Source organism: Curtobacterium sp. 314Chir4.1, assembly GCF_900215175.1.
Lineage (GTDB): Bacteria > Actinomycetota > Actinomycetes > Actinomycetales > Microbacteriaceae > Curtobacterium > Curtobacterium pusillum_A.
Genome location: NZ_OCMI01000003.1, coordinates 640,364 through 658,326 on the forward strand (window position 1 = coordinate 640,364; position 17,963 = coordinate 658,326).

The 17,963-nt window shown below is 70.2% G+C and carries 19 protein-coding genes; 8 read left to right on the forward strand and 11 right to left on the reverse strand.

Going from position 1 to position 17,963, the window contains the following annotated elements; genetic code table 11:
* Positions 1 to 2: 2 nt before the first annotated feature.
* The 6 genes from CRP27_RS11985 (at position 3) to CRP27_RS12010 (ending at position 4,889) form a co-directional block, all read left to right on the forward strand.
* A complete protein-coding gene (locus tag CRP27_RS11985) occupies positions 3 to 872 on the forward strand; it encodes an MTAP family purine nucleoside phosphorylase (protein ID WP_255257563.1) in 870 nt (289 codons plus the stop codon).
* On the forward strand, positions 869 to 1,939 hold the full coding sequence (locus CRP27_RS11990) for an NAD(P)-dependent oxidoreductase (RefSeq protein ID WP_097180860.1): 1,071 nt from the start codon (positions 869 to 871) through the stop codon (positions 1,937 to 1,939). The genes CRP27_RS11985 and CRP27_RS11990 overlap by 4 nt, the downstream gene beginning before the upstream one ends.
* A gap of 443 nt (positions 1,940 to 2,382) precedes the next feature.
* Positions 2,383 to 3,165, forward strand: coding sequence for a glycosyltransferase family 2 protein (locus CRP27_RS11995; RefSeq protein ID WP_369680019.1), 783 nt, complete (start codon positions 2,383 to 2,385; stop codon positions 3,163 to 3,165).
* Entirely contained in the window at positions 3,162 to 3,866 is a 705-nt protein-coding gene (locus CRP27_RS12000; protein ID WP_097180861.1) for a DUF2064 domain-containing protein, read from the forward strand. The genes CRP27_RS11995 and CRP27_RS12000 overlap by 4 nt, the downstream gene beginning before the upstream one ends.
* Positions 3,863 to 4,525: a bifunctional 2-polyprenyl-6-hydroxyphenol methylase/3-demethylubiquinol 3-O-methyltransferase UbiG gene (locus tag CRP27_RS12005; RefSeq protein ID WP_097180862.1), complete on the forward strand. Its 663-nt coding sequence runs from the start codon at positions 3,863 to 3,865 to the stop codon at positions 4,523 to 4,525. Before CRP27_RS12000 ends, CRP27_RS12005 begins: the two co-directional genes overlap by 4 nt.
* A 118-nt stretch (positions 4,526 to 4,643) precedes the next feature.
* Positions 4,644 to 4,889: a hypothetical protein gene (locus CRP27_RS12010; RefSeq protein ID WP_097180863.1), complete on the forward strand. Its 246-nt coding sequence runs from the start codon at positions 4,644 to 4,646 to the stop codon at positions 4,887 to 4,889.
* A gap of 167 nt (positions 4,890 to 5,056) precedes the next feature.
* Here the strand turns inward: CRP27_RS12010 and CRP27_RS12015 are convergent, their stop codons facing one another.
* The 8 genes from CRP27_RS12015 to CRP27_RS12050 form a co-directional block, all read right to left on the reverse strand.
* A complete protein-coding gene (locus tag CRP27_RS12015; RefSeq protein WP_141399755.1) occupies positions 5,057 to 5,434 on the reverse strand; it encodes a contact-dependent growth inhibition system immunity protein in 378 nt (125 codons plus the stop codon).
* 57 nt (positions 5,435 to 5,491) lie between these two features.
* On the reverse strand, positions 5,492 to 6,583 hold the full coding sequence (locus tag CRP27_RS12020) for a DUF6183 family protein (protein ID WP_097180865.1): 1,092 nt from the start codon (positions 6,581 to 6,583) through the stop codon (positions 5,492 to 5,494).
* 111 nt (positions 6,584 to 6,694) lie between these two features.
* Complete coding sequence (locus CRP27_RS12025) at positions 6,695 to 6,973, reverse strand: hypothetical protein (protein ID WP_097180866.1); 279 nt, start codon at positions 6,971 to 6,973, stop codon at positions 6,695 to 6,697.
* A 43-nt stretch (positions 6,974 to 7,016) separates the two neighbouring features.
* Complete coding sequence (locus tag CRP27_RS12030; RefSeq protein ID WP_097180867.1) at positions 7,017 to 7,364, reverse strand: hypothetical protein; 348 nt, start codon at positions 7,362 to 7,364, stop codon at positions 7,017 to 7,019.
* Positions 7,365 to 7,480: 116 nt separating this feature from the next.
* On the reverse strand, positions 7,481 to 7,807 hold the full coding sequence (locus CRP27_RS12035; RefSeq protein WP_097180868.1) for a contact-dependent growth inhibition system immunity protein: 327 nt from the start codon (positions 7,805 to 7,807) through the stop codon (positions 7,481 to 7,483).
* A gap of 14 nt (positions 7,808 to 7,821) precedes the next feature.
* Positions 7,822 to 9,576: an RNase A-like domain-containing protein gene (locus CRP27_RS12040; protein ID WP_097180869.1), complete on the reverse strand. Its 1,755-nt coding sequence runs from the start codon at positions 9,574 to 9,576 to the stop codon at positions 7,822 to 7,824.
* Positions 9,573 to 9,935, reverse strand: coding sequence for a DUF6507 family protein (locus CRP27_RS12045; protein WP_097180870.1), 363 nt, complete (start codon positions 9,933 to 9,935; stop codon positions 9,573 to 9,575). The genes CRP27_RS12040 and CRP27_RS12045 overlap by 4 nt, the downstream gene beginning before the upstream one ends.
* Positions 9,935 to 10,828 carry a DUF6177 family protein gene (locus tag CRP27_RS12050; protein WP_097180871.1) on the reverse strand — a complete coding sequence of 298 codons (894 nt, stop codon included), beginning with the start codon at positions 10,826 to 10,828 and terminating at the stop codon, positions 9,935 to 9,937. The genes CRP27_RS12045 and CRP27_RS12050 overlap by 1 nt, the downstream gene beginning before the upstream one ends.
* A gap of 215 nt (positions 10,829 to 11,043) precedes the next feature.
* Between CRP27_RS12050 and pgm the strand changes: the two genes are divergently transcribed.
* The gene (pgm, locus tag CRP27_RS12055; RefSeq protein ID WP_097180872.1) at positions 11,044 to 12,663 is read left to right on the forward strand and encodes a phosphoglucomutase (alpha-D-glucose-1,6-bisphosphate-dependent); all 1,620 of its coding nucleotides are present in this window, start codon (positions 11,044 to 11,046) and stop codon (positions 12,661 to 12,663) included.
* A gap of 13 nt (positions 12,664 to 12,676) precedes the next feature.
* A complete protein-coding gene (locus CRP27_RS12060) occupies positions 12,677 to 13,576 on the forward strand; it encodes a hypothetical protein (protein WP_097180873.1) in 900 nt (299 codons plus the stop codon).
* Here CRP27_RS12060 and CRP27_RS12065 read toward each other — a convergent pair.
* From CRP27_RS12065 to CRP27_RS12075, 3 genes are read right to left on the reverse strand one after another with little or no spacing between them, the layout of a single operon-like run.
* Positions 13,573 to 14,847, reverse strand: a complete 1,275-nt coding sequence (locus tag CRP27_RS12065) for a glycoside hydrolase family 125 protein (protein ID WP_097180874.1) — start codon at positions 14,845 to 14,847, stop codon at positions 13,573 to 13,575. The genes CRP27_RS12060 and CRP27_RS12065 overlap by 4 nt on opposite strands.
* The gene (locus tag CRP27_RS12070) at positions 14,844 to 17,105 is read right to left on the reverse strand and encodes a glycoside hydrolase family 3 N-terminal domain-containing protein (RefSeq protein ID WP_097180875.1); all 2,262 of its coding nucleotides are present in this window, start codon (positions 17,103 to 17,105) and stop codon (positions 14,844 to 14,846) included. Before CRP27_RS12070 ends, CRP27_RS12065 begins: the two co-directional genes overlap by 4 nt.
* Complete coding sequence (locus CRP27_RS12075) at positions 17,102 to 17,956, reverse strand: carbohydrate ABC transporter permease (protein ID WP_097180876.1); 855 nt, start codon at positions 17,954 to 17,956, stop codon at positions 17,102 to 17,104. The genes CRP27_RS12070 and CRP27_RS12075 overlap by 4 nt, the downstream gene beginning before the upstream one ends.
* Between the last annotated feature and the right edge of the window lie 7 nt (positions 17,957 to 17,963).

The following is a 17,963-nucleotide window of genomic DNA, read 5'->3' on the forward strand; positions in this document are numbered from 1 at the left end:
ACGTGACCACGACCGGAGCTGTGGACGAGACACGCATCGGGGTGATCGGGGGTTCGGGCCTCTACGAGCTGTTCGAAGCCGGCACCGCGGACGAGATCGACGTCGACACCCGCTTCGGCCCCACGTCGAGTCCCATCAGCATCGGCACGATGGCGGGCAAGCGCGTCGCGTTCCTCACCCGCCACGGCCGTGCGCACTCCGTCGCCCCGCACCGCATCAACCACCGCGCGAACCTGTGGGCCCTGCGGTCGCTCGGCGTCCGGGCCGTGGTCTCGTCGAGCGCCGTCGGCGGCCTGCACCCCGACTACGCACCGGGGACCTTCGTGGTGACCGACCAGCTCATCGACCGGACGTGGGGCCGCGCGGACACCTTCTTCGAGGACGCCGTCCAGCACCTGTCGTTCGCCGACCCGTTCGACCCTGTGCTGCGCGGTGTCGCGGTCGACGCGCTCGCGCAGCTCGACGTGCCGTTCCGGCCGACGGGGACCTGCGTCGTGATCCAGGGGCCGCGGTTCTCGACCCGTGCGGAGTCCGTGTGGATGCGCGAGGCCGGCGGCCACACGATCAACATGACCATGACGCCCGAGGTCCCGCTCGCCGCCGAGCTCGGCATCGGCACCGTGAACCTGTCCTTCGTGACGGATGCCGACGCCGGCCTGGCCCCGAGCGAGGACGAGGCAGCAGCAGCGGCAGCCGGCGAGACCCCGGTCACGCACGCACTCGTGATGGAGCGCCTGGCCCGCGCGAACGAGGTCATCGTCCGCGCCATCGGTTCGATCGTCGGCGCGATCCCGGACGACTACAGCCCGCGCGAGCTCGTCCCGGCCGAGGCCAGCGCGAGCGCGCTCGCCGCCACGGGAGCCACCGCGTGACCCGCCTGCTCGTCACCGGCGGCGCCGGGTTCATCGGCTCCGCCATCGTCCGCCGCGCGCGCGCCGACGGGTACGACGTCAGGGTGCTCGACTCCCTCCGCGACGACGTGCACGGCGACCCCGCCGAGATCGTCACCGCGCACCAGCAGCAGGGCATCGAGTTCGTGCACGGCGACGTCCGCGACCGGGTCGCCCTCGACGCCGCCCTCGACGGGGTCGACGTCGTCTGCCACCAGGCCGCCAAGGTCGGGCTCGGTGTCGACTTCCAGGACGCCCCGGACTACGTGTCCTCGAACGACGCCGGCACCGCGCACGTGCTCGCCGGCATGGACCGCCACGGCATCGGTCGTCTGGTGGTCGCGAGCTCGATGGTCGTCTACGGCGAGGGTGCGTACACGACGGCGGCGGGCACCCCCGTCCGACCGCCGGCACGTCGCCGCGAGGACCTCGACGCCGGACGCTTCGACCCGATCGGCGACGACGGCCAGCCGCTCCTGCCGGGTCTCATCGACGAGTCCGCGGCGCTCGACCCGCGCAACGTGTACGCGCAGACGAAGGTCGCGCAGGAGCACCTCGCGTCGTCGTGGGCCCGTGCCACCGGCGGTCGCGCGGTCGCGCTCCGCTACCACAACGTCTACGGTCCTGGCATGCCCGCGAACACCCCCTACGCCGGTGTCGCGTCACTGTTCCGCTCGGCACTGGCCCGCGGCGAGGCACCTCGCGTGTTCGAGGACGGCCGTCAGCGTCGCGACTTCGTGCACGTCGAGGACGTCGCCGGAGCGAACGCCGCTTCCATCGCCGCGACCGCCGAGCTGCCGCCGGAGACGTTCCGCGCCTACAACGTCGGGTCCGGTGTCGTGCACACGATCGGCGAGATGGCCGCCGCGATCGCCGGACCAGAGGGCCCGCAGCCGGTCGTGACGGGCGAGTACCGGCTCGGCGACGTCCGGCACGTCACGGCGTCGTCGGACCGGGTCGCGTCGGAGCTCGGCTGGCGAGCCGAGGTCGACTTCGAACGCGGCATGCGCGAGTTCGCGACCGCGCCGCTGCGCGCCGCCGTGCAGTAGGGGCCTTGGGGCGGGCACGTCTCGATCCGACGTGACGCCGCCGGGCCGGCGAGACGCCGCTCGACCGGCGAGACGCCGCTCGACCAGCGAGACGCCGCCGGATGCGGCGGTGTCTCGCCGGCACGAGGGTGTGTCGCGGGCGGGGCGGTGCCTCGCGCGAGCGAAGCGTCACCTGGCCGGCGACGCACCGACGGTCAGGCAGTGACCATCGTTCCGTCCCCCCACCGACCGACGCACGTGTCCCCCGTTCGCGGGTGACGGCACCGCGCGAGTGCGCGGAACGACCAGCGGGGGACACCGAACCTGTACCCCGCCGCACGGTTCCGTGTTGTGTCGTAGGCATGGATCGACAGCCGGCCGACGAGACCGACCGCACCGACGCGGCGACACACGCGGAGCACGCCGCGACCAGTCGATCCGGCGCCCGGCGCCGAATGGATGCCATGAACGTCGACGTGATCCTGCCCTGTCTCGACGAGGCGGACGCCCTCCCCGAGGTGCTGGGCCGACTCCCCCGCGGCTACCGCGCGATCGTCGTCGACAACGGATCGACCGACGGATCGGCCGACGTCGCCCGCGCCCACGGCGCGACGGTCGTCACCGAACCGGTCAAGGGCTTCGGCTCGGCCTGCGCCGCCGGCGTCGCCGCCGCGACCGCCGAGTACGTCGCGTTCTGCGACGCGGACGCCTCGATGGACCCCGCCGAACTCGTCCCGCTCGTCGCGCGCGTCGCGACCGGGCACACCGATCTCGCCCTCGGCCGACGCGTCCCGACCACACCCGGCGCCTGGGCACCGCACGCACGCTTCGCGAACCGCGTCCTCGCCGTGCTCATGCACCGCGCGACCGGCTACCGCCTCCGTGACCTCGGTCCGATGCGGGTCATGCGTCGCGAGGACCTCGTCGGCCTCGACCTGCGGGACCGCCGCAGCGGCTACCCGCTCGAGATGGTCCTCGCCGCGCACGCGGCCGGGTGGCGCGTCGACGAGTCCGACATCGGGTACGCACAGCGCATCGGTGACAGCAAGGTCACGGGCACGCTCCGCGGCACCGTCAACGCCGTCAAGGACATGTCGCGTCTCCTGCGCGAGTACCGCCTGGAGGCACGACGCACCATGGGCGCACCGGCTACGGTCCGCCAGGCGGCCGGTCCGGTCGAGACAGCTGATCCGGTCGAGACGGCCGGTCCGGTCGGATCGGCCGCGACCGAGGGGGTCCGGTCGTGATCGACATCACCGTGGCCGTGGTCGCCAAGGAGTGCCTGCCGGGCAAGGTGAAGACCCGGCTCACGCCGGCACTCACCCCGTCGGGGGCGGCGCGGGTCGCTGCCGCCAGCCTCGCGGACACGCTCGCCACCGTTGCTGCACTCCCCGCGGCCCGCCACGTGCTGTTCTTCGACGGCGACGTCCTCCCTGACGGCGCCGAGGACTTCGACGTGCTGCACCAGCCCGGTGGCGGCCTCGACGAGCGGCTCGGGTTCCTCTTCGACGCGATCGACGGCCCCCTGCTGCTCGTCGGCATGGACACGCCCCAGGTCTCCGCCGAGGCGCTCGCCCCGCTGTTCGACGACCCCGAGCGGGACGCCTGGTTCGGGCCCGCTGAGGACGGGGGCTTCTGGTCGCTGTACCTGCGCGAGCCGACCGGGGATCTGCTACGCGGCGTGCCGATGTCGCAGGACGACACGGGTGCGGTCCAGTTCGCTCGGCTGACCGGGGCCGGGCTCGACGTGGGTGTCCTCGAGACCCTGCTCGACGTCGACACCGTGCCCGATGCCGAGCGCGTCGCTGCGCTGGTGCCGGACTCGCGGTTCGCGCGGGCGCTGCAGGCCGAGGAGTCCTCGGCCGGGTCGTCGGCCGCTCCGTCATCGTCCGCCCGGTCTTCGTTCGCCCGGTCTTCGTTCACCACAACCGGAGGGACTCGCTCATGACCATGGAAGCCCCCGTCTCCTTCGGCGCCGGTGGCGGCGAGCCGTACGCACGAGCCCTCCGCACCGACGGCCGGATCCGACTCACCGACACCTCGCGCCCGGGTTCCGCCGTGACGCTCGACGTCGGACGGTGGAGCGCCGCCGCCGACCGGGTCGACCGATCGCTGCTCGACGGCGTCGACGGCCCGGTCATCGACATCGGTTGCGGTCCGGGCCGGATGCTCGTCGCCGCACGGACCCTCGGGATCCCGGCGCTCGGCGTCGACGTCTCCGCCGATGCCGTCGCGATCGCCCAGCGCTCCGGTGGCACGGCACTGCAGGGGTCCGTCTTCGACGAGGTTCCCGACGAGGGCCACTGGGACACCGCGCTCGTCATCGACGGGAACATCGGCATCGGCGGCGACCCCGCAGCACTGCTCGCCCGCTGCGCCGAGATCGTCCGGGTCGGTGGACGCATCGTCGTCGAGACCCACGTCGACCGGAGCGCCGACCGGGTCTACACCGCCCGCGTGGTCGACGCCGACGGCCACCAGAGCGAGGGGTTCCCCTGGGCCGAGGTCGGTGTCGACGCACTGCTCGACCACGCCGAGTCGGTGGGCCTGGTCGCCCGACAGAGCTGGACCGCGAGCGGCCGGACGTTCTGCGAGCTCGTCGCCTGAGGTTTCCTTTCTTTGCATGATGCAAAAGAAGGCGGTACGCTGAACGTCATCAGGCCGACGGAGTCGTGGTCGCCGGCCCGGTGACCGACGACCCTCGGCACGACGACGAGGAGCACCCATGCAGAACCGTCAGAACCCCCTGGGCGGCGCCTACGTGACCGGCCTCGAAGCACGCGACGAGATCGGTGCCTACGCGGTCGACGCGGCATGGCGACCGGTCGGCAGCTACACCGGAACCGGCATCGGGCGTGCGCTCGGTCGGTTCGTCGACACGCAGTTCCGTCGGCCCGGCACGGCGACGTCATCGACGCGCACGGCGACCGGGTCGCTGCGCACGGCGACGGGATCGTTCCGTACCGCCTGACGTACTCCCCCAGACCGCGAGCGGTCGTCTGACCCGGGTTGTCCCCCTTTCGACCCGGTGTGGGCGGCCGCTCGCTCCATGCCCTGCCGACGTCGGCCCGACAGCGCCAGGCACGTTCGTCGCAGCCGAAGTTCCGGTCGGACCGATCTCCTCGGTCAGCGAGCGAATCAACCTCGCTCCGGTGACACTGGGCGCTCGGACCTCAACTCCGCCGAATCGACGTTGCGGGTGGCCCGCGCGCGAAGCTCGATCAGCCAGTCCCGGGAGGACAGACCGAAGGCGTCCTCGGGGCTGAGACCTGTATCGAGATACGTGAAGAACCGTACGACGGCGTCATCGGTCGGCAGTTCGCGCAGCAGGAGATCAAGGTCGTCTCGGTACCGGGCGTTGTCCTGCACCGACGCGTCATCGAGATCGTTCACCAGGACCGACTCGGCGTCGGGCCAGTCGAGATCCCAGTCGAGGTTGAACTCCGCCGCGAGCAGGGAGCTGAACGCAGGTGTCCTCGCCGTCAGCCACCGAAGGAAGTCCTCGTCGTTCGTCACGTCCACCGCTCCGAGAAGTTGCGAGGCTGTCCGCGATTGCAGGTCGAGTGCTGTGTGTCAGTCGGTATCCGTAGCAGCGACAACGCCCAACTCCGTTCGATCGGAGGACAGACACACAAGCCCGACATCCCATCCATCACCCTCGTACCACTCGGTGTCCGCTTCGAACGTGAACCACATGCATCGTGCAGCGGAGGCAGCGACGAGCTCTGGCACTGTTGACGGATCGAGGCGAAGCAGCCCACGCATCGCGTCCAGCGCTCTCGCTCGCCCAACGGCCGGCCCGTGCCGCGGTGGATAGGCGCCTCCATCGGTCGCCGCGCCGTAGAGCGCACGCCACACAAGGTGGGGGTCGATCTTCACGAACGACACATTCGCATCCGAGCCCGCACCGTGGAGGGCACCCAAATCTGCCGCGATGAGCGCGCTGAGCACCTCGGAGTCGGCGAGGGGCCGGTCGGTCGTGATGCGGGCTGCCTCGACACGGAGCCACTCGAACGGCGCGGTCGCTCGTTGGTCGTGGAGTTCCACCGACACAACACGGAACGGCGTCGTTCGCGCGGGTCCTCGAACTTGCTCCACATTCGCGTGGAAGACTCCGAAACCACCCGATCTGCCGACGGGCGCGCTGCCCTCGAATCCATACTCGAACGCCACCGCGTACGGCGGAAGGACCGCTGCCGCGCTCGGGTCGCGTCCTTGGGCCAACCAAACCTGCACGTGCGGGTTCAGGTGGGGTTGGAGCCCCTGGATGATCATCTCCTGGAGGAGTGCTTCCAGCACGACCGGCCGACCGTGCTGGTCCGCTTGGCCCGCGAACATCGCCCCCAAGAGCTCCGGCGGATACCCCTTGACGAGATGCTTTGCGAGACGCTCCGCCCCTTCGATCCCGCTCCCCACGAGGACCGCACTGGCAGCGACACGGATCCGCTCGATGTCCGGACTCCGCACGAGCTGCCAACAGGCATACCGCGCGAGTTCGACGTCGTCCCAGTTCGGTCGCGTCGCGGTGCCCTCACCGTGGATGACTGTGATCACATCCGCGATGAACTGCCAGTCACTGTGCCGTGTCGCCTGATCGATGATCCACCGCGCGGTGATCGGGTCTCCGCCAGCCCGAAATCCTTCGAGGTATTCCGCGATGGCCATGCGACCTGCGTAGTCCCCCGTGCTTGGGCGATCAGCCACCAGCCACACTCCCGTCGATGAGCGAACACCCGCGGACCATCGATTGCGTCGCAATCTGAGACGTCAAGGCGATCATGGGGTGAACCCCATCACTAAGCCGCGGGCAGCCTCGAGCCAAGCACGGACATCACCGTCGAAGTCGCGCCGGAAGTCGATGTCCACATTGAACGAGAGAAAGAACGCCTCGACATCTCCTGACGAGGGAAGAGCGAGGAGTAATGCATCAATCTCACGCACAACGCCCTCACGCTCCGTCTCACAGCAGTGCCCGAATGCGAGTTCCAACGTCTCATCAGCCGACCGGTCCTCGTACCAACCTTGGTAGAAGAGCGCTCCGATGACGTTGGTCATGCGCGGAGCACGCCGAGCCAGGCTCCGCTTGTCCATGTCATCATCACCCTTGCCCGTCTTCGGTCTCGACGTTTCGCGCGGCGCGATCTCGAAGCTCAACCAACCACGATCGAGCCGACTGCCCGAGATCCACTCTCGGCGAGAGGCCGCTACCCACGAACCTGAAGAAACCATCGACGTCCCGGTCGGTGGGCAACTCCCCCAACACGTACCCCAACTCTTCGCGGTATCGCATGTTCTCCGCACGCGACGCCTCGTCGAAGTCGTTGACGAGAACGGACTCGACGTCAGGCCAGTCGAGTTCCCAGTCGTAGTTGAACTCAGCAGCCAGGAGTGACCTCAACTGCGGGACGCGCGCTGCAACGGTCCTGTAGTACTCGTGTTCATCCATCACGGGCCTCCTTCGAGTGCCCGGTCAGGCCCAGCCGACCGACATCGTCGCTCCCTAGGCGACCGCACCGCAAACGACCACGGACCTTCGCGAGCCAACCCTCAGCCGTCAAGCAGTCAGCGCGATTTTGATGCACGAATCTGTAGTTGCTCAATCCGCTCGATGAGCTCACCTATCCACTTTCCTGCAGACACCCCGGCGTCTTGCTCAGGAATGAATCCAGATCCGCACATCTGGATCAGCTCTCCGATCTCAGCTGAATCATACTTCGCTTGAATACTCACCAACTCGGCAAGCAACCTCAACCTGTATGTCGGGTAGTCATCCAAGAGTTCGGACAGGACTTCATTTTCCGATGACCACTCATCGCGCCAGTCTTGATTGAACGCCCCACCCATCAACTGCTCGAACTCAGGGAACCTGAGGAGCACATTCTTATCCATGTTCACTCCTTCTCCTAGTCTTGGGGGAACGCGGTCTGGACGCGATATCCACTGGGGTAAGTCGGATCATACTTCAGAACTACCCGCACACTTCTCCCATCATAGAAGCCCGATTTTGGATCCCACCCACGGCCAATGCTCCTATCGACGGGAAGGTCGAAAGTCGCCCCACGCTTCAACGGAACGCGCCCGTGGCGAACGTCGTCGAGCCAACGCTGCACAGCTTCATGTCGATAATCAAGCGTCTGAGCAACCAAACCGTTGACCTCATCCTCCGTCCCGGTGAAGACGCTGTGCCTCATCGGAGGCTTCGGTGGCTGGGCACGTGAACTCAGCTCGGCGTCGAGCGCCGGCCCGGACGCTCCGGTCCGGATGTGCCTTTGCCTCGTGTGCGGACCGTACGGATCACTTGGATTCTCGTAGCCTCGAACCCCGCCTTGGTCAACGAAGTCTTTTGACTCGATCTGGTCTCGATGGAAATCGGGATTGGCAAGCTGATAATCCTCCACTCGCTCGTCCCACAACTCGCGGAACGCACGATCGGTGAACGGACTCGAGTCGACGTGAGCGTCTCTGTCCCACGCTCGACGGGCGTCGTCGAGGATGTCCGCGAGGGCATCGATGTGCTCGGCATTCCCGGAATCCGCTGCCCAGCGCTCAACGGATCGACCGAGGTCTTTGGCACCGAGCTTGCCGAGTCCCGATGCGAGTTCCTCGGCCCGACCTGCGCGTCCCGCCCATCCCCCAGGTCCGACGAGCGACGATCCGACGACGGATGCGGCAGCCCCAGCGGCGATCCCAGACTCGGTCGGCAGTTTCTTCGCCCACGCAGCGGCGCCTTCCAGTGCGTTGCGCTGAGTCCTGCCGGCGAGCCCATCAGGATCGAGAGCACCCCAGGCCCACGCCATCGGGTTCACGAGCAGGGTGAAGGCCACCGCGCCGTCGCCGAACCCTTTCCACGCCGACCCGAGCGTGCCCCAACTCCAGTCGCCACTGTTGTCCCATCCGGCGAGGTGCGCGACGCCCATCACGGTCTTGAGGAAGTCGTCCTTGAACCCTTCTTCGAACTGCTCAGCCCAGTTCTTGCCCTTTGCCGTTCCGACGCGTGACCAGGGGAGGTCGATGCCGTGCTCGTTGAGGTCGCTCTCGGTCGGAGCCGTGAACGCCTTCTTGACGCTGGCGCCGGAGGCCTTCTTGATCGCCAGCGCGCAATCGGCCTGCGCTGCCTGCAGGAGCGCGACCTGTTCGTTGATCTCGCGGATCAGGTTGTTGTTCTGCAGCGTCGTGCCGGGATCGTCGTACCAGGCGACGTGTTCGGTCTGTCCCTCGTACTTTCCGGGGTCGTAGGCATCCCACTCGGCGGCGGTCTTCGGGATCGGCACCTGCTTCGGCCGCGTGATGCCGTGCTGCACCTCGGCGACGAACGCAGCAGCCTCCACCCGCAGCTCGTCGAGCTTGCGCTTCGGATCGGCCGCGGCCGACGCGTAGGTCTCGAGCGCCGAAGCGACCTTCCGCGCGACGGTTCCGATCGTGTGGACGTCATCGGTCACGGGGTCCATCAGGGCGAACACCTGCTCGGACTCCGGCGACTCGTACACGCCGGACAGCCGCTGCCACTTCGCCGGCAGGTCGTCGGCGACGGTCTTCATCGACTGGCCGCCGGACTTGATCGTGCCGGCGCCGGAGGACACGACCGCCAAGTCGAGGTCCGCACCGGGGATGCCGTCCGGATCGACCAATCCGTGGTCGCCGTACCCGACGCCGCTCACCGTCGCGCCTCCGCCGCTCGGATGAAGAACGACACGTCGTGACTCTCGTGCGCCGACAGCCCGGCGCGCTGCGCGTTCGCTGCCATCTCGAGGTCCCCAGCGCGGTAGGCGTCGACGGCGTTCGTCACGCCCTGGACCCCGCCGATCAGCCGGTACGTGACCTGGTCGACGTCGTCCTGCGTCTTCGTCAGGAACGCGCCCAGTGCCTCGTTCACGATGTCGCCCGCTCCGCCCGCGACCTCGGCCACACCGCCCTGCACCGACTGCAGTGCGCTCGCGGTGCCGTTCACCGAAGCGCTCACGTCGTTCATCACGGATTCGACCCCCGCCGGATCGATCCGCCACCCCGCTGCACCCATCACTGTCCCCCCGTACGGGTGCCATCGTGGCGGAGCCCGCCACGCTCTCGCAAGTCCTCGAGATGCACGGCATCCGCTTGCAGATCCCGCAGCCCGCTGGCCAGCGCCGCGGCGTCGGACCAACGATCCCGTTCCGTGCCGTCGAACCAGAAGACGACTCCCGGAGACGGACTGACGCCGACCGTGTGGCCACCGAGGGCCTCGGCCGCGTCCGCCAAGCCACGAGCGCGCGTCTCGCGCGCTCCGGAGAACACACCGAGTGGGGCCGGCGGCCCCGCGATCGCCGTGTCGACGACGCCGTCGACGCGCCCACGACTGGTCGAGAACTGTGCCGACTGCGGGTGGCGACCGAGCATGACGGACTGGAGGCCCGCCTCCAGTCCGTCTCGGACCACGCGGAGATCGTCGGTCGGCTCCGGCAACGCGACCATGCACCGGAGCGTCTCGACGACGGACCGGGGGCCACGCTGGACGGTGAGCACCCCGCCGACTGCGCGCGATCCCGTGCCGGTCACGACGAAGGAGGCGTCACGAGGGGATCGGCGCTCGGCCATCGCCGTCAGGCGGGCCGGCGCGAGTGCGGACGAGCCCTCGGCGAGACTGAACGCGAGGTCCGTCCCGAACGAACGCTCGACGAACCGCGCCGGCGTCGCGGCGAGCACCAGGCCGGCGTGTGCGGCGTGCTCGATCGTCAGGTCGACGTGCAACCGCACGCCTGTCGGTCCAGGCTCCACGGTGCTCGGGTCCTCCGGCGCCCAACGGAACCCGTGCGCTGCCAGCAGGTGCAGCGCCGCCCAGGACACGACCGCGCCGCTCGCCGTGTGCAGCGTCGCTCCGTCGCCGGCCTGCACCTCGGCGAGCAGCGCTGCGTCGGCGCGGATCACGTCCCCCATGCACTCCACCCTAGCCCCGGCCGGTGACATGCCGGATACCGCGGTCCCGCTGGCGACTGCTCACCGGGACGACGAGTGCGCACGGTCCACCACGCGCAGATGTCGTCATAGTGCGCACAAGCGCGCACCCCGCGCCCACACCCGCACCGCCGCCCCGCGTGCGCACCCCGACGCGACCCTGAGCGCCCCGAGCCCCGCGATGCCAGGATGGACCCATGAACGACCGCGCCGGCACCCCCGCCACTGCAGACGACCTCGTCGACCTCGACGCCCTCATCGCCGCCTACCACGAGCGCGTGCCGGACGTCTCGGTCCCCGAGCAGAAGGTCGTGTTCGGCACCTCGGGCCACCGTGGTTCGTCCCAGGACTCCGCGTTCAACGACACCCACATCGCCGCGATCACGCAGGCGATCGTCGAGTACCGCACCGCGCAGGGCACCGACGGTCCGCTGTTCATCGGGCGCGACACCCACGCGCTGTCCGGTCCGGCGGAGCGCACCGCGCTCGAGGTCCTGGCCGCGAACGGCGTGCACGTGCTGGCCGACAGCGAGAACGGCTACGTGCCGACCCCGGCGCTGAGCCACGCGATCATCGCCTACAACAAGGCCGGCCACAGCGACACGGCGGACGGCATCGTCATCACCCCGAGCCACAACCCGCCCCGCGACGGCGGCTTCAAGTACAACCCGCCGCACGGCGGTCCCGCCGACAGCGACGCCACGAGCTGGATCGCCGACCGCGCGAACGCGATCATCGCCGGTGGCAACGCCGAGGTGCAGCGCACCGAGCAGGCCTCGCCGGACCGGTACGACTTCCTCGGGAACTACGTCGCCGACCTCGAGAACATCATCGACATCGCCGCGATCAAGCGTGCGGGCGTCAAGATCGGCGCCGATCCGCTCGGTGGCGCATCGCTGCCGTACTGGAACCGCATCCGCGACCACTACGGGCTCGACCTGACCGTGGTGAACCCGGACGTCGACCCGACGTGGTCGTTCATGACGCTCGACTGGGACGGCAAGATCCGGATGGACCCGTCGAGCGCGAGCGCGATGGCGTCCGTCGTGGCGCGGAAGGACGAGTTCGACGTCCTGACGGGCAACGACGCGGACTCCGACCGGCACGGCATCGTCACGCCCGACGGCGGCCTGATGAACCCGAACCACTACCTCGCCGTGGCGATCGAGTACCTCTACGCGCACCGTCCGGCCTGGCGCGAGGACGCGGCCGTCGGCAAGACCCTGGTGTCGTCGAGCATCATCGACAAGGTCGCCGAGTCGCTCGGCCGCCGCCTCTGGGAGGTCCCGGTCGGCTTCAAGTGGTTCGTGCCCGGTCTGATCGACGGCTCGGTGGCGTTCGGCGGCGAGGAGTCCGCGGGGGCGTCGTTCCTCCGCAAGGACGGCACGGCGTGGACGACCGACAAGGACGGCATCATCCTGGCGCTCCTCGCGTCGGAGATCATCGCCGTCACGGGCAAGACCCCGTCGCAGCTGTACGACGAGCTGACCGAACGCTTCGGCGACCCCGTCTACCAGCGTGTCGACGCCGCGGCGAGCAAGGAGCAGAAGGCACGCCTGTCGAAGCTCGACGGCGACGCGATCACGGCGGAGACCCTCGCGGGCGACCCGATCACGGCGAAGCTGTCGAAGGCCCCGGGCAACGACGCGGCCGTCGGCGGCGTGAAGGTCGTGACCGACAAGGCGTGGTTCGCGGCCCGACCGTCCGGCACCGAGGACGTCTACAAGATCTACGCCGAGAGCTTCGTCGGGCAGGAGCACCTCGAACAGGTGCAGCGCGAGGCCAAGGAGATCGTGGACGCCGCCCTGGGCGCCTGACACCGCCACGCGCATGGGGTGGTTCGGACGGAAGAAGCCCGAGGGATCGGCGCCGACGCTCGTCGTGCTCGCCCAGCGGGCCCTCGCCGAGCGCGGGATGGAGACCACCGTCGAGGTCCCGCCCGGTGAGCACGCTCGCCTGGTGGGCACCGACGGCCGGGTGTTCCTGCTCGAGAACCTCGCGTCGCAGGTGCACGGGGAGTCCCCGGCGGTGCAGGCCGACCTGGTCGCGGACCACTTCGACCGGATGATCCAGGCGTACAGCGAACCCGCGCCCGAGGAGCTGTCTGCCGACGAACTCCGCGCACGGATTCGGATGCGGATCCTGTCGGAGCACAGCGGGACCCCGTCCGACCCGGCCGACCTGTCGTACGCGCGACCCTTCGCCCCCGGACTCGTCCTCGGCCTGTGCGTCGACTACCCGACGATGGTGAGCACCCTCTCGGCGTCGTCGCTGCCGAAGCTCGCGCTCGGCATCGACGAGCTCTTCGCCATCGGCCAGCTCAACACCGACGACGAACCGGTGGACGGCCACGCCGAGATCGCGCCGGGGGTGTTCGTCGTCGAGGGCGAGTCGCTGTTCGTGGCGTCGAAGGCGGTGAACCTGCCCGCGCTGTTCGGTGCCGCCCCCTTCGGCACCGCCTTCGCGATCCCGCACCGGCACCTGCTGCTCGCGGCACCGATCCGCGACGCGGACAGCATCCAGGCGGTGCAGACGCTCGCGGGGATGCTGCTGCAGGTCCTCACCAGCACCGACCGCGGGCTGCCGGGCGGTCAGCTCAGTCCGCTGCTGTTCTTCTCGCGGAACGGGCAGGTCAGCGCGGTGTCCGGCTTCGACGAGGAGTCCGGCGCGATGCGGATCGAGATCGACGAACGCTTCCAGACGGCCCTGGAACAGGCCGCCGAGGGCTAGTCGGAAGCCGCCGCCAGCGCCAGCTCGCAGAACATCGCGTCGGCCCACGAGAACCACGGGCGGGAGTACTGCGTCGGGTCGTCGACGTCGAACGACTCGTGCATGTCCCCGGTCCCGGCGTCGGTCGCCACGAGCAGGTCGAGCAGCTCTCGCCGCCGTGCGGACGACGTCGAGACGAGCCCCTCGACCGCCAGCGCGATCGGCCACACCCGGCGCGGCAGCGTGTGCGGGCTCCCGATCCCGGACGCGACCGAGCCGGAGTACCAGTACGGGTTCGCCGGCGAGGTCACGAACGACCGGGTCGCTTCCCACACCGACCGGTCCACGACGTCGGGCGCGTCGAGCGGCAGGGACAGCAGCGACGGGGTGTTCGCGTCGTCCATCAGCAGGACCCCGCCGAGTCCGTCCACCTCGTACGCGTACACGGGCGCACCGTCCGGCCCTGGAACGATCCCGTGGCGGGAGACACCGTCCAGGATCGCCGCCCGGAGCGCATCCGCGTCGGCAGCGAGTCCGCCGTCGTCCCACACCGACCGGGCGATCGCCGCGATCGCGAGCAGCGCCTGCGCCGCGAACAGGTTCGCCGGGACGTTGTACCCGTACGTGCACGCGTCGTCGGAGGGCCGGAAGCCGCTCCACGTCATCCCCGTCACGGCCACCGGCGTGCCGCGACCGTCCCGCGCGAGCGTCTCGGTCGCGATCGCCCCGGGTCGCACGAACCGGTACGGCGACCGGTCGTGGTCCTGCTCCGCGGTCCACTGGGCGACGATCGTCCGGAACACCCGCTGCGCCCGGTCGTCGAGCACCGCGGTCGACCCGGTGGCACGCCAGAGCGCGTGCGCGAAGGTCACCGGGTAGGCCAGGCTGTCGACCTCGTACTTCTGCTCCCAGACGAGCGGGTCGGCGTTGAGGTCGTGGTCGTCGTAGTGCGCACCGTTCGGTTCTCGGTTGAACGAGTTCGCGTACGGGTCGTGCTCGATGAGCCGGAACTGCCGGGCGACGACCGCCCACAGCACGTCGGCGAGGGCCGGGGACTCCCCCACGAGGCGCAGGTACGGGGTCATCTGGGTCGTCGAGTCGCGCAACCACATCGCCGGGATGTCGCCGGTGATCACGAACGCGCCGTCGTCATCCACGGTGATCGTGTCGGTGAGCGTCCGGCGGAGCGCGCGTTCGACGCGGTCGCCGATCTCCGTCCCGAGCGCGGTTCGGACACGGTCTGCCGCACCGCGCACGGTGCGGGCGATCTCGTCGTCGAGCGTCGTCGTCATCCCACCCACGCTACGGCCCCGTCCTCGTCGGTGACGCGCAGGCGCACCGCGTCCGGAGGCGGGTCGAGCACGTCGTCCGTCCAGCAGTCCACCTCGAGGGGGCGCACCGTGGGCCGGAGGTCGTCCCTCCAGGTCCCGAGGGCCGCACGTCCGAGCGGGAACCCGGCCGTGACCGTCCGGCCGGCCGGCACGTCGAGCGTCACCAGGGCGAGCACGACCCGGCGTCGCGGCCGGACACCGGGCTCGCGGCGCCGCCCCCAGAGCGGGACCGACACCCGTCGTGGCACGTCCGACGTGTTCGTGACGGTCACCGGGACGGTCACCAGGTCACCAGCCTGGAGGCGCGACACCGTGATCGCGTCCGTCACCGCGTCGAGTCCCACCTCCACTGCCCGCCCTGGCCCCGGCAGGCCGGTGACGGTGTTCGAAGCGGTGACGTCGACGTAGCCGCGCGCGGTCTCGAGCCGCTCGTCGTGGGCGGCCGGCTGCACGCCGTCGGCACCGGGCCACGTCGCCGGGAGCCGTCCCTCCGCCGCCGCTCCGAAGAGCACGTCGACGATCGCCGTGCCGCCGGTCGGCCCGGGGAACGGCACCACCAGGACGGCGTCCGCGAGTGCCCGGACCTCGGTGAGGACCCGGGGGCGCCCGTCCACCACGACCGCGACGACGGGCAGTCCGGCGTCCCGCGCGCGGCGCAGCAGCGCGAGTTGCGGGTCCGGGACGGCCACCGAGGCGAGATCGACCCCCTCGCCGTTCGTGGTGTCCGGGGCGGGTCCGCTCACGGCGCCGTTGTCCTCGAACCCGTCGTCGTAGGTGCGTCGGCTGGACCCGCCGAGCACGACGACGGCGACGTCCGCGCCCGCGAGTGCCGCCGCGACCGCGTCCGCGGCGTCCGGCAGGGGGTGTCGGAGCCGACTGCCCGCGGTGTGGCGGACCCTGTCGGGGCCGAGCCGTGCCTCCAGGGCGGAGCGGACCGTGGACGTGCCGGGGTCGACCAGCGGTCGCGGTGGCGAGTAGTCGCCCAGCAGCGCGTCGACGTCGTCGGCGTTCGGACCGAGCAGCGCGACGGTCACGTCGGACGCGAGCGGGAGCACGCCGGTGTCGACGGCGACCACGGACCTGCGGGCCGCTCGCCCGGCGATGGTCGCCGTCGCGCGCTCGCGGGCGGGATCGGGGGAGGCGGTGACGGGGTGCACGTCGAGCAGTCCGACGCGTTCCTTGAGCGCCAGGACACGGTCGACGGCGCGGTCGAGGTCGGCGACCGCGACGAGCCCGCGTTCGAGCGCTTCGTCGAGGTGCGTGTACGCGTCGTCCCACAGGCTCAGGTCGACGCCGGCCCGGAGTGCGACCGCGGCGGCGGTCGCGGGGTCGGGCGTGGTGTCGCGGAGGCGGTCGATCGCGGTGCCGTCGGCCATGACGACGCCGTCCCACCCCCACCCGTCGCGGATGGCGGTGGTGAGCAGGTCGCGGTTGCCGCAGCAGGGCACCCCGTCGACGTCGTTGTAGGCGGCCATGAACCCGGCGACGTGTTCCTCGGCCGCGGCGAACGCGGGCGGCAGGTGGACCTCGGCGAGCTCCCGTCGGCCGATCGGCGCTCCCGAGCCGTTCCGACCGCCGATCCCCGCTCCCTGACCAGCGAGGTGCTTGGCGACGACGGCGACGTGCCGGTCGTCGATCGGTCCGCCACCGCTGCCCTGCATGCCGCGGACCGTGGCGCGCACCATGATCGCGGCGAGCGCGGCGTCCTCCGACCAGCACTCCTCGGCACGGCCCCAGCGGGCGTCGCGGAGGACGTCGAGGCCGGACACCAACGCGACGTGGGTGCCGCGGGCGCGGACCTCGGCGGCGACCGCGGCGGCGAGTTCCTCGACGAGGTCGGCGTCCATCGCGGCTCCGAGCGCGAGGTTCACGGGGAGGGTGGTGGCACCGAGCGCCTGCAGTCCGTGGGGGACCTCCTCGACGAACAGGGTCGGGATCCCGCCGTCGCTGTGCGCCACCACGTGCTCCTGCACCGCCGCGTACGCCTCGGCCGAGCGCTCGGGCGGGATGCCGTTGCCCCAGTGCACGCCCGACCACGGGTCCGCACGGAGCACGCCGTAGACGGCGCCGATCCCGCCCCACCGGTCGACCTCGGCGCGGAGGACGTCGGTGATGCGCGGTCGGCCGTCGACCCAGCGCACGGCCTCCCAGCCCTTGAGCCGTTGGTTCGCCTGACCGATCCGGGCCCGGACGTCGAGGTCGCCGGCGGTGACGGTCATCCCTTGATCGCCCCGGAGACGAGGGCCTTCTGCATCTGACGCTGCAGGATCGTGTAGACGAGGTACACCGGCAGCAGCGTGAAGAGGGTGCCGGCCATGAGCATCCCGTAGTCCGTCCCCGCGTCGACCTTGAGCGTCGGCAACGCCACCTGGATCGTGCGCTGCGCGGTGTCCGGTCCGATGAGGACGAGGGCGTAGAGGTACTCGTTCCAGAACGACAGGAAGTTCAGCAGGAGCACCGTGGCGATGCCGGGGATGCAGATCGGCAGGTAGACCTGGCGCATCACCTGCCACGCCGAGGCGCCGTCCATCGACGCGGCTTCCTCGAGTTCGCGCGGGATCGTCCGCATGAACTGCGTGAGGATGACGATCGCGAGGGGCATCGCCGTCGCGGGCAGGAGCAGCACGAGGAACGTCCGCGTGTGGAAGAGCCCCATGGTCGCCGCCAGCAGGAACGTCGGGAACAGTGCGGCGAAGGACGGGATGAGGAACCCGAGGGAGAACAGTCCCTCGACGATCTTGCCGGCGCGGCCGGTGGCCCGGGCGAGGGCGAAGGACGCCGGCAGCGCCAGGAGCAGCGTGAGCGCGAGCGCGGCGACGGTCGTGATCACCGAGTTCGCGATCGCCGGTCCGAGGGACGCCTGCCGGATCGCGCCGACGAAGTTGTCGAGGTCCCACGACGCCGGCAACGCCAGTGGGGACTCGAAGATGCCGTCGTTGTCCTTGAAGGACGAGACGACGAAGTAGTAGAAGGGCAGGATCAGCAGTGCAGCGTAGATCCAGGCGACGGTCCCGCCGGTGATCGAGCCGATCCGGTCGCGGAGCTTCGTGCCGACGGGCGCTTTGGCCATGGTGGTC

Bases quoted from the DNA above. Each gene is read 5' to 3' on its own strand.
- CRP27_RS12050 (WP_097180871.1), bottom strand. From the start codon at position 10,828: ATGGGGGACGTGATCCGCGCCGACGCAGCGCTGCTCGCCGAGGTGCAG.
- CRP27_RS11995 (WP_369680019.1), top strand. From the start codon at position 2,383: ATGAACGTCGACGTGATCCTGCCCTGTCTCGACGAGGCGGACGCCCTC.
- CRP27_RS12025 (WP_097180866.1), bottom strand. From the start codon at position 6,973: ATGACCAACGTCATCGGAGCGCTCTTCTACCAAGGTTGGTACGAGGAC.
- pgm (WP_097180872.1), top strand. From the start codon at position 11,044: ATGAACGACCGCGCCGGCACCCCCGCCACTGCAGACGACCTCGTCGAC.
- CRP27_RS12045 (WP_097180870.1), bottom strand. From the start codon at position 9,935: ATGGGTGCAGCGGGGTGGCGGATCGATCCGGCGGGGGTCGAATCCGTG.
- CRP27_RS12005 (WP_097180862.1), top strand. From the start codon at position 3,863: ATGACCATGGAAGCCCCCGTCTCCTTCGGCGCCGGTGGCGGCGAGCCG.
- CRP27_RS12060 (WP_097180873.1), top strand. From the start codon at position 12,677: ATGGGGTGGTTCGGACGGAAGAAGCCCGAGGGATCGGCGCCGACGCTC.
- CRP27_RS12010 (WP_097180863.1), top strand. From the start codon at position 4,644: ATGCAGAACCGTCAGAACCCCCTGGGCGGCGCCTACGTGACCGGCCTC.
- CRP27_RS12035 (WP_097180868.1), bottom strand. From the start codon at position 7,807: ATGGATAAGAATGTGCTCCTCAGGTTCCCTGAGTTCGAGCAGTTGATG.
- CRP27_RS12030 (WP_097180867.1), bottom strand. From the start codon at position 7,364: ATGGATGAACACGAGTACTACAGGACCGTTGCAGCGCGCGTCCCGCAG.
- CRP27_RS12075 (WP_097180876.1), bottom strand. From the start codon at position 17,956: ATGGCCAAAGCGCCCGTCGGCACGAAGCTCCGCGACCGGATCGGCTCG.
- CRP27_RS12065 (WP_097180874.1), bottom strand. From the start codon at position 14,847: ATGACGACGACGCTCGACGACGAGATCGCCCGCACCGTGCGCGGTGCG.
- CRP27_RS12020 (WP_097180865.1), bottom strand. From the start codon at position 6,583: ATGGCCATCGCGGAATACCTCGAAGGATTTCGGGCTGGCGGAGACCCG.
- CRP27_RS12070 (WP_097180875.1), bottom strand. From the start codon at position 17,105: ATGACCGTCACCGCCGGCGACCTCGACGTCCGGGCCCGGATCGGTCAG.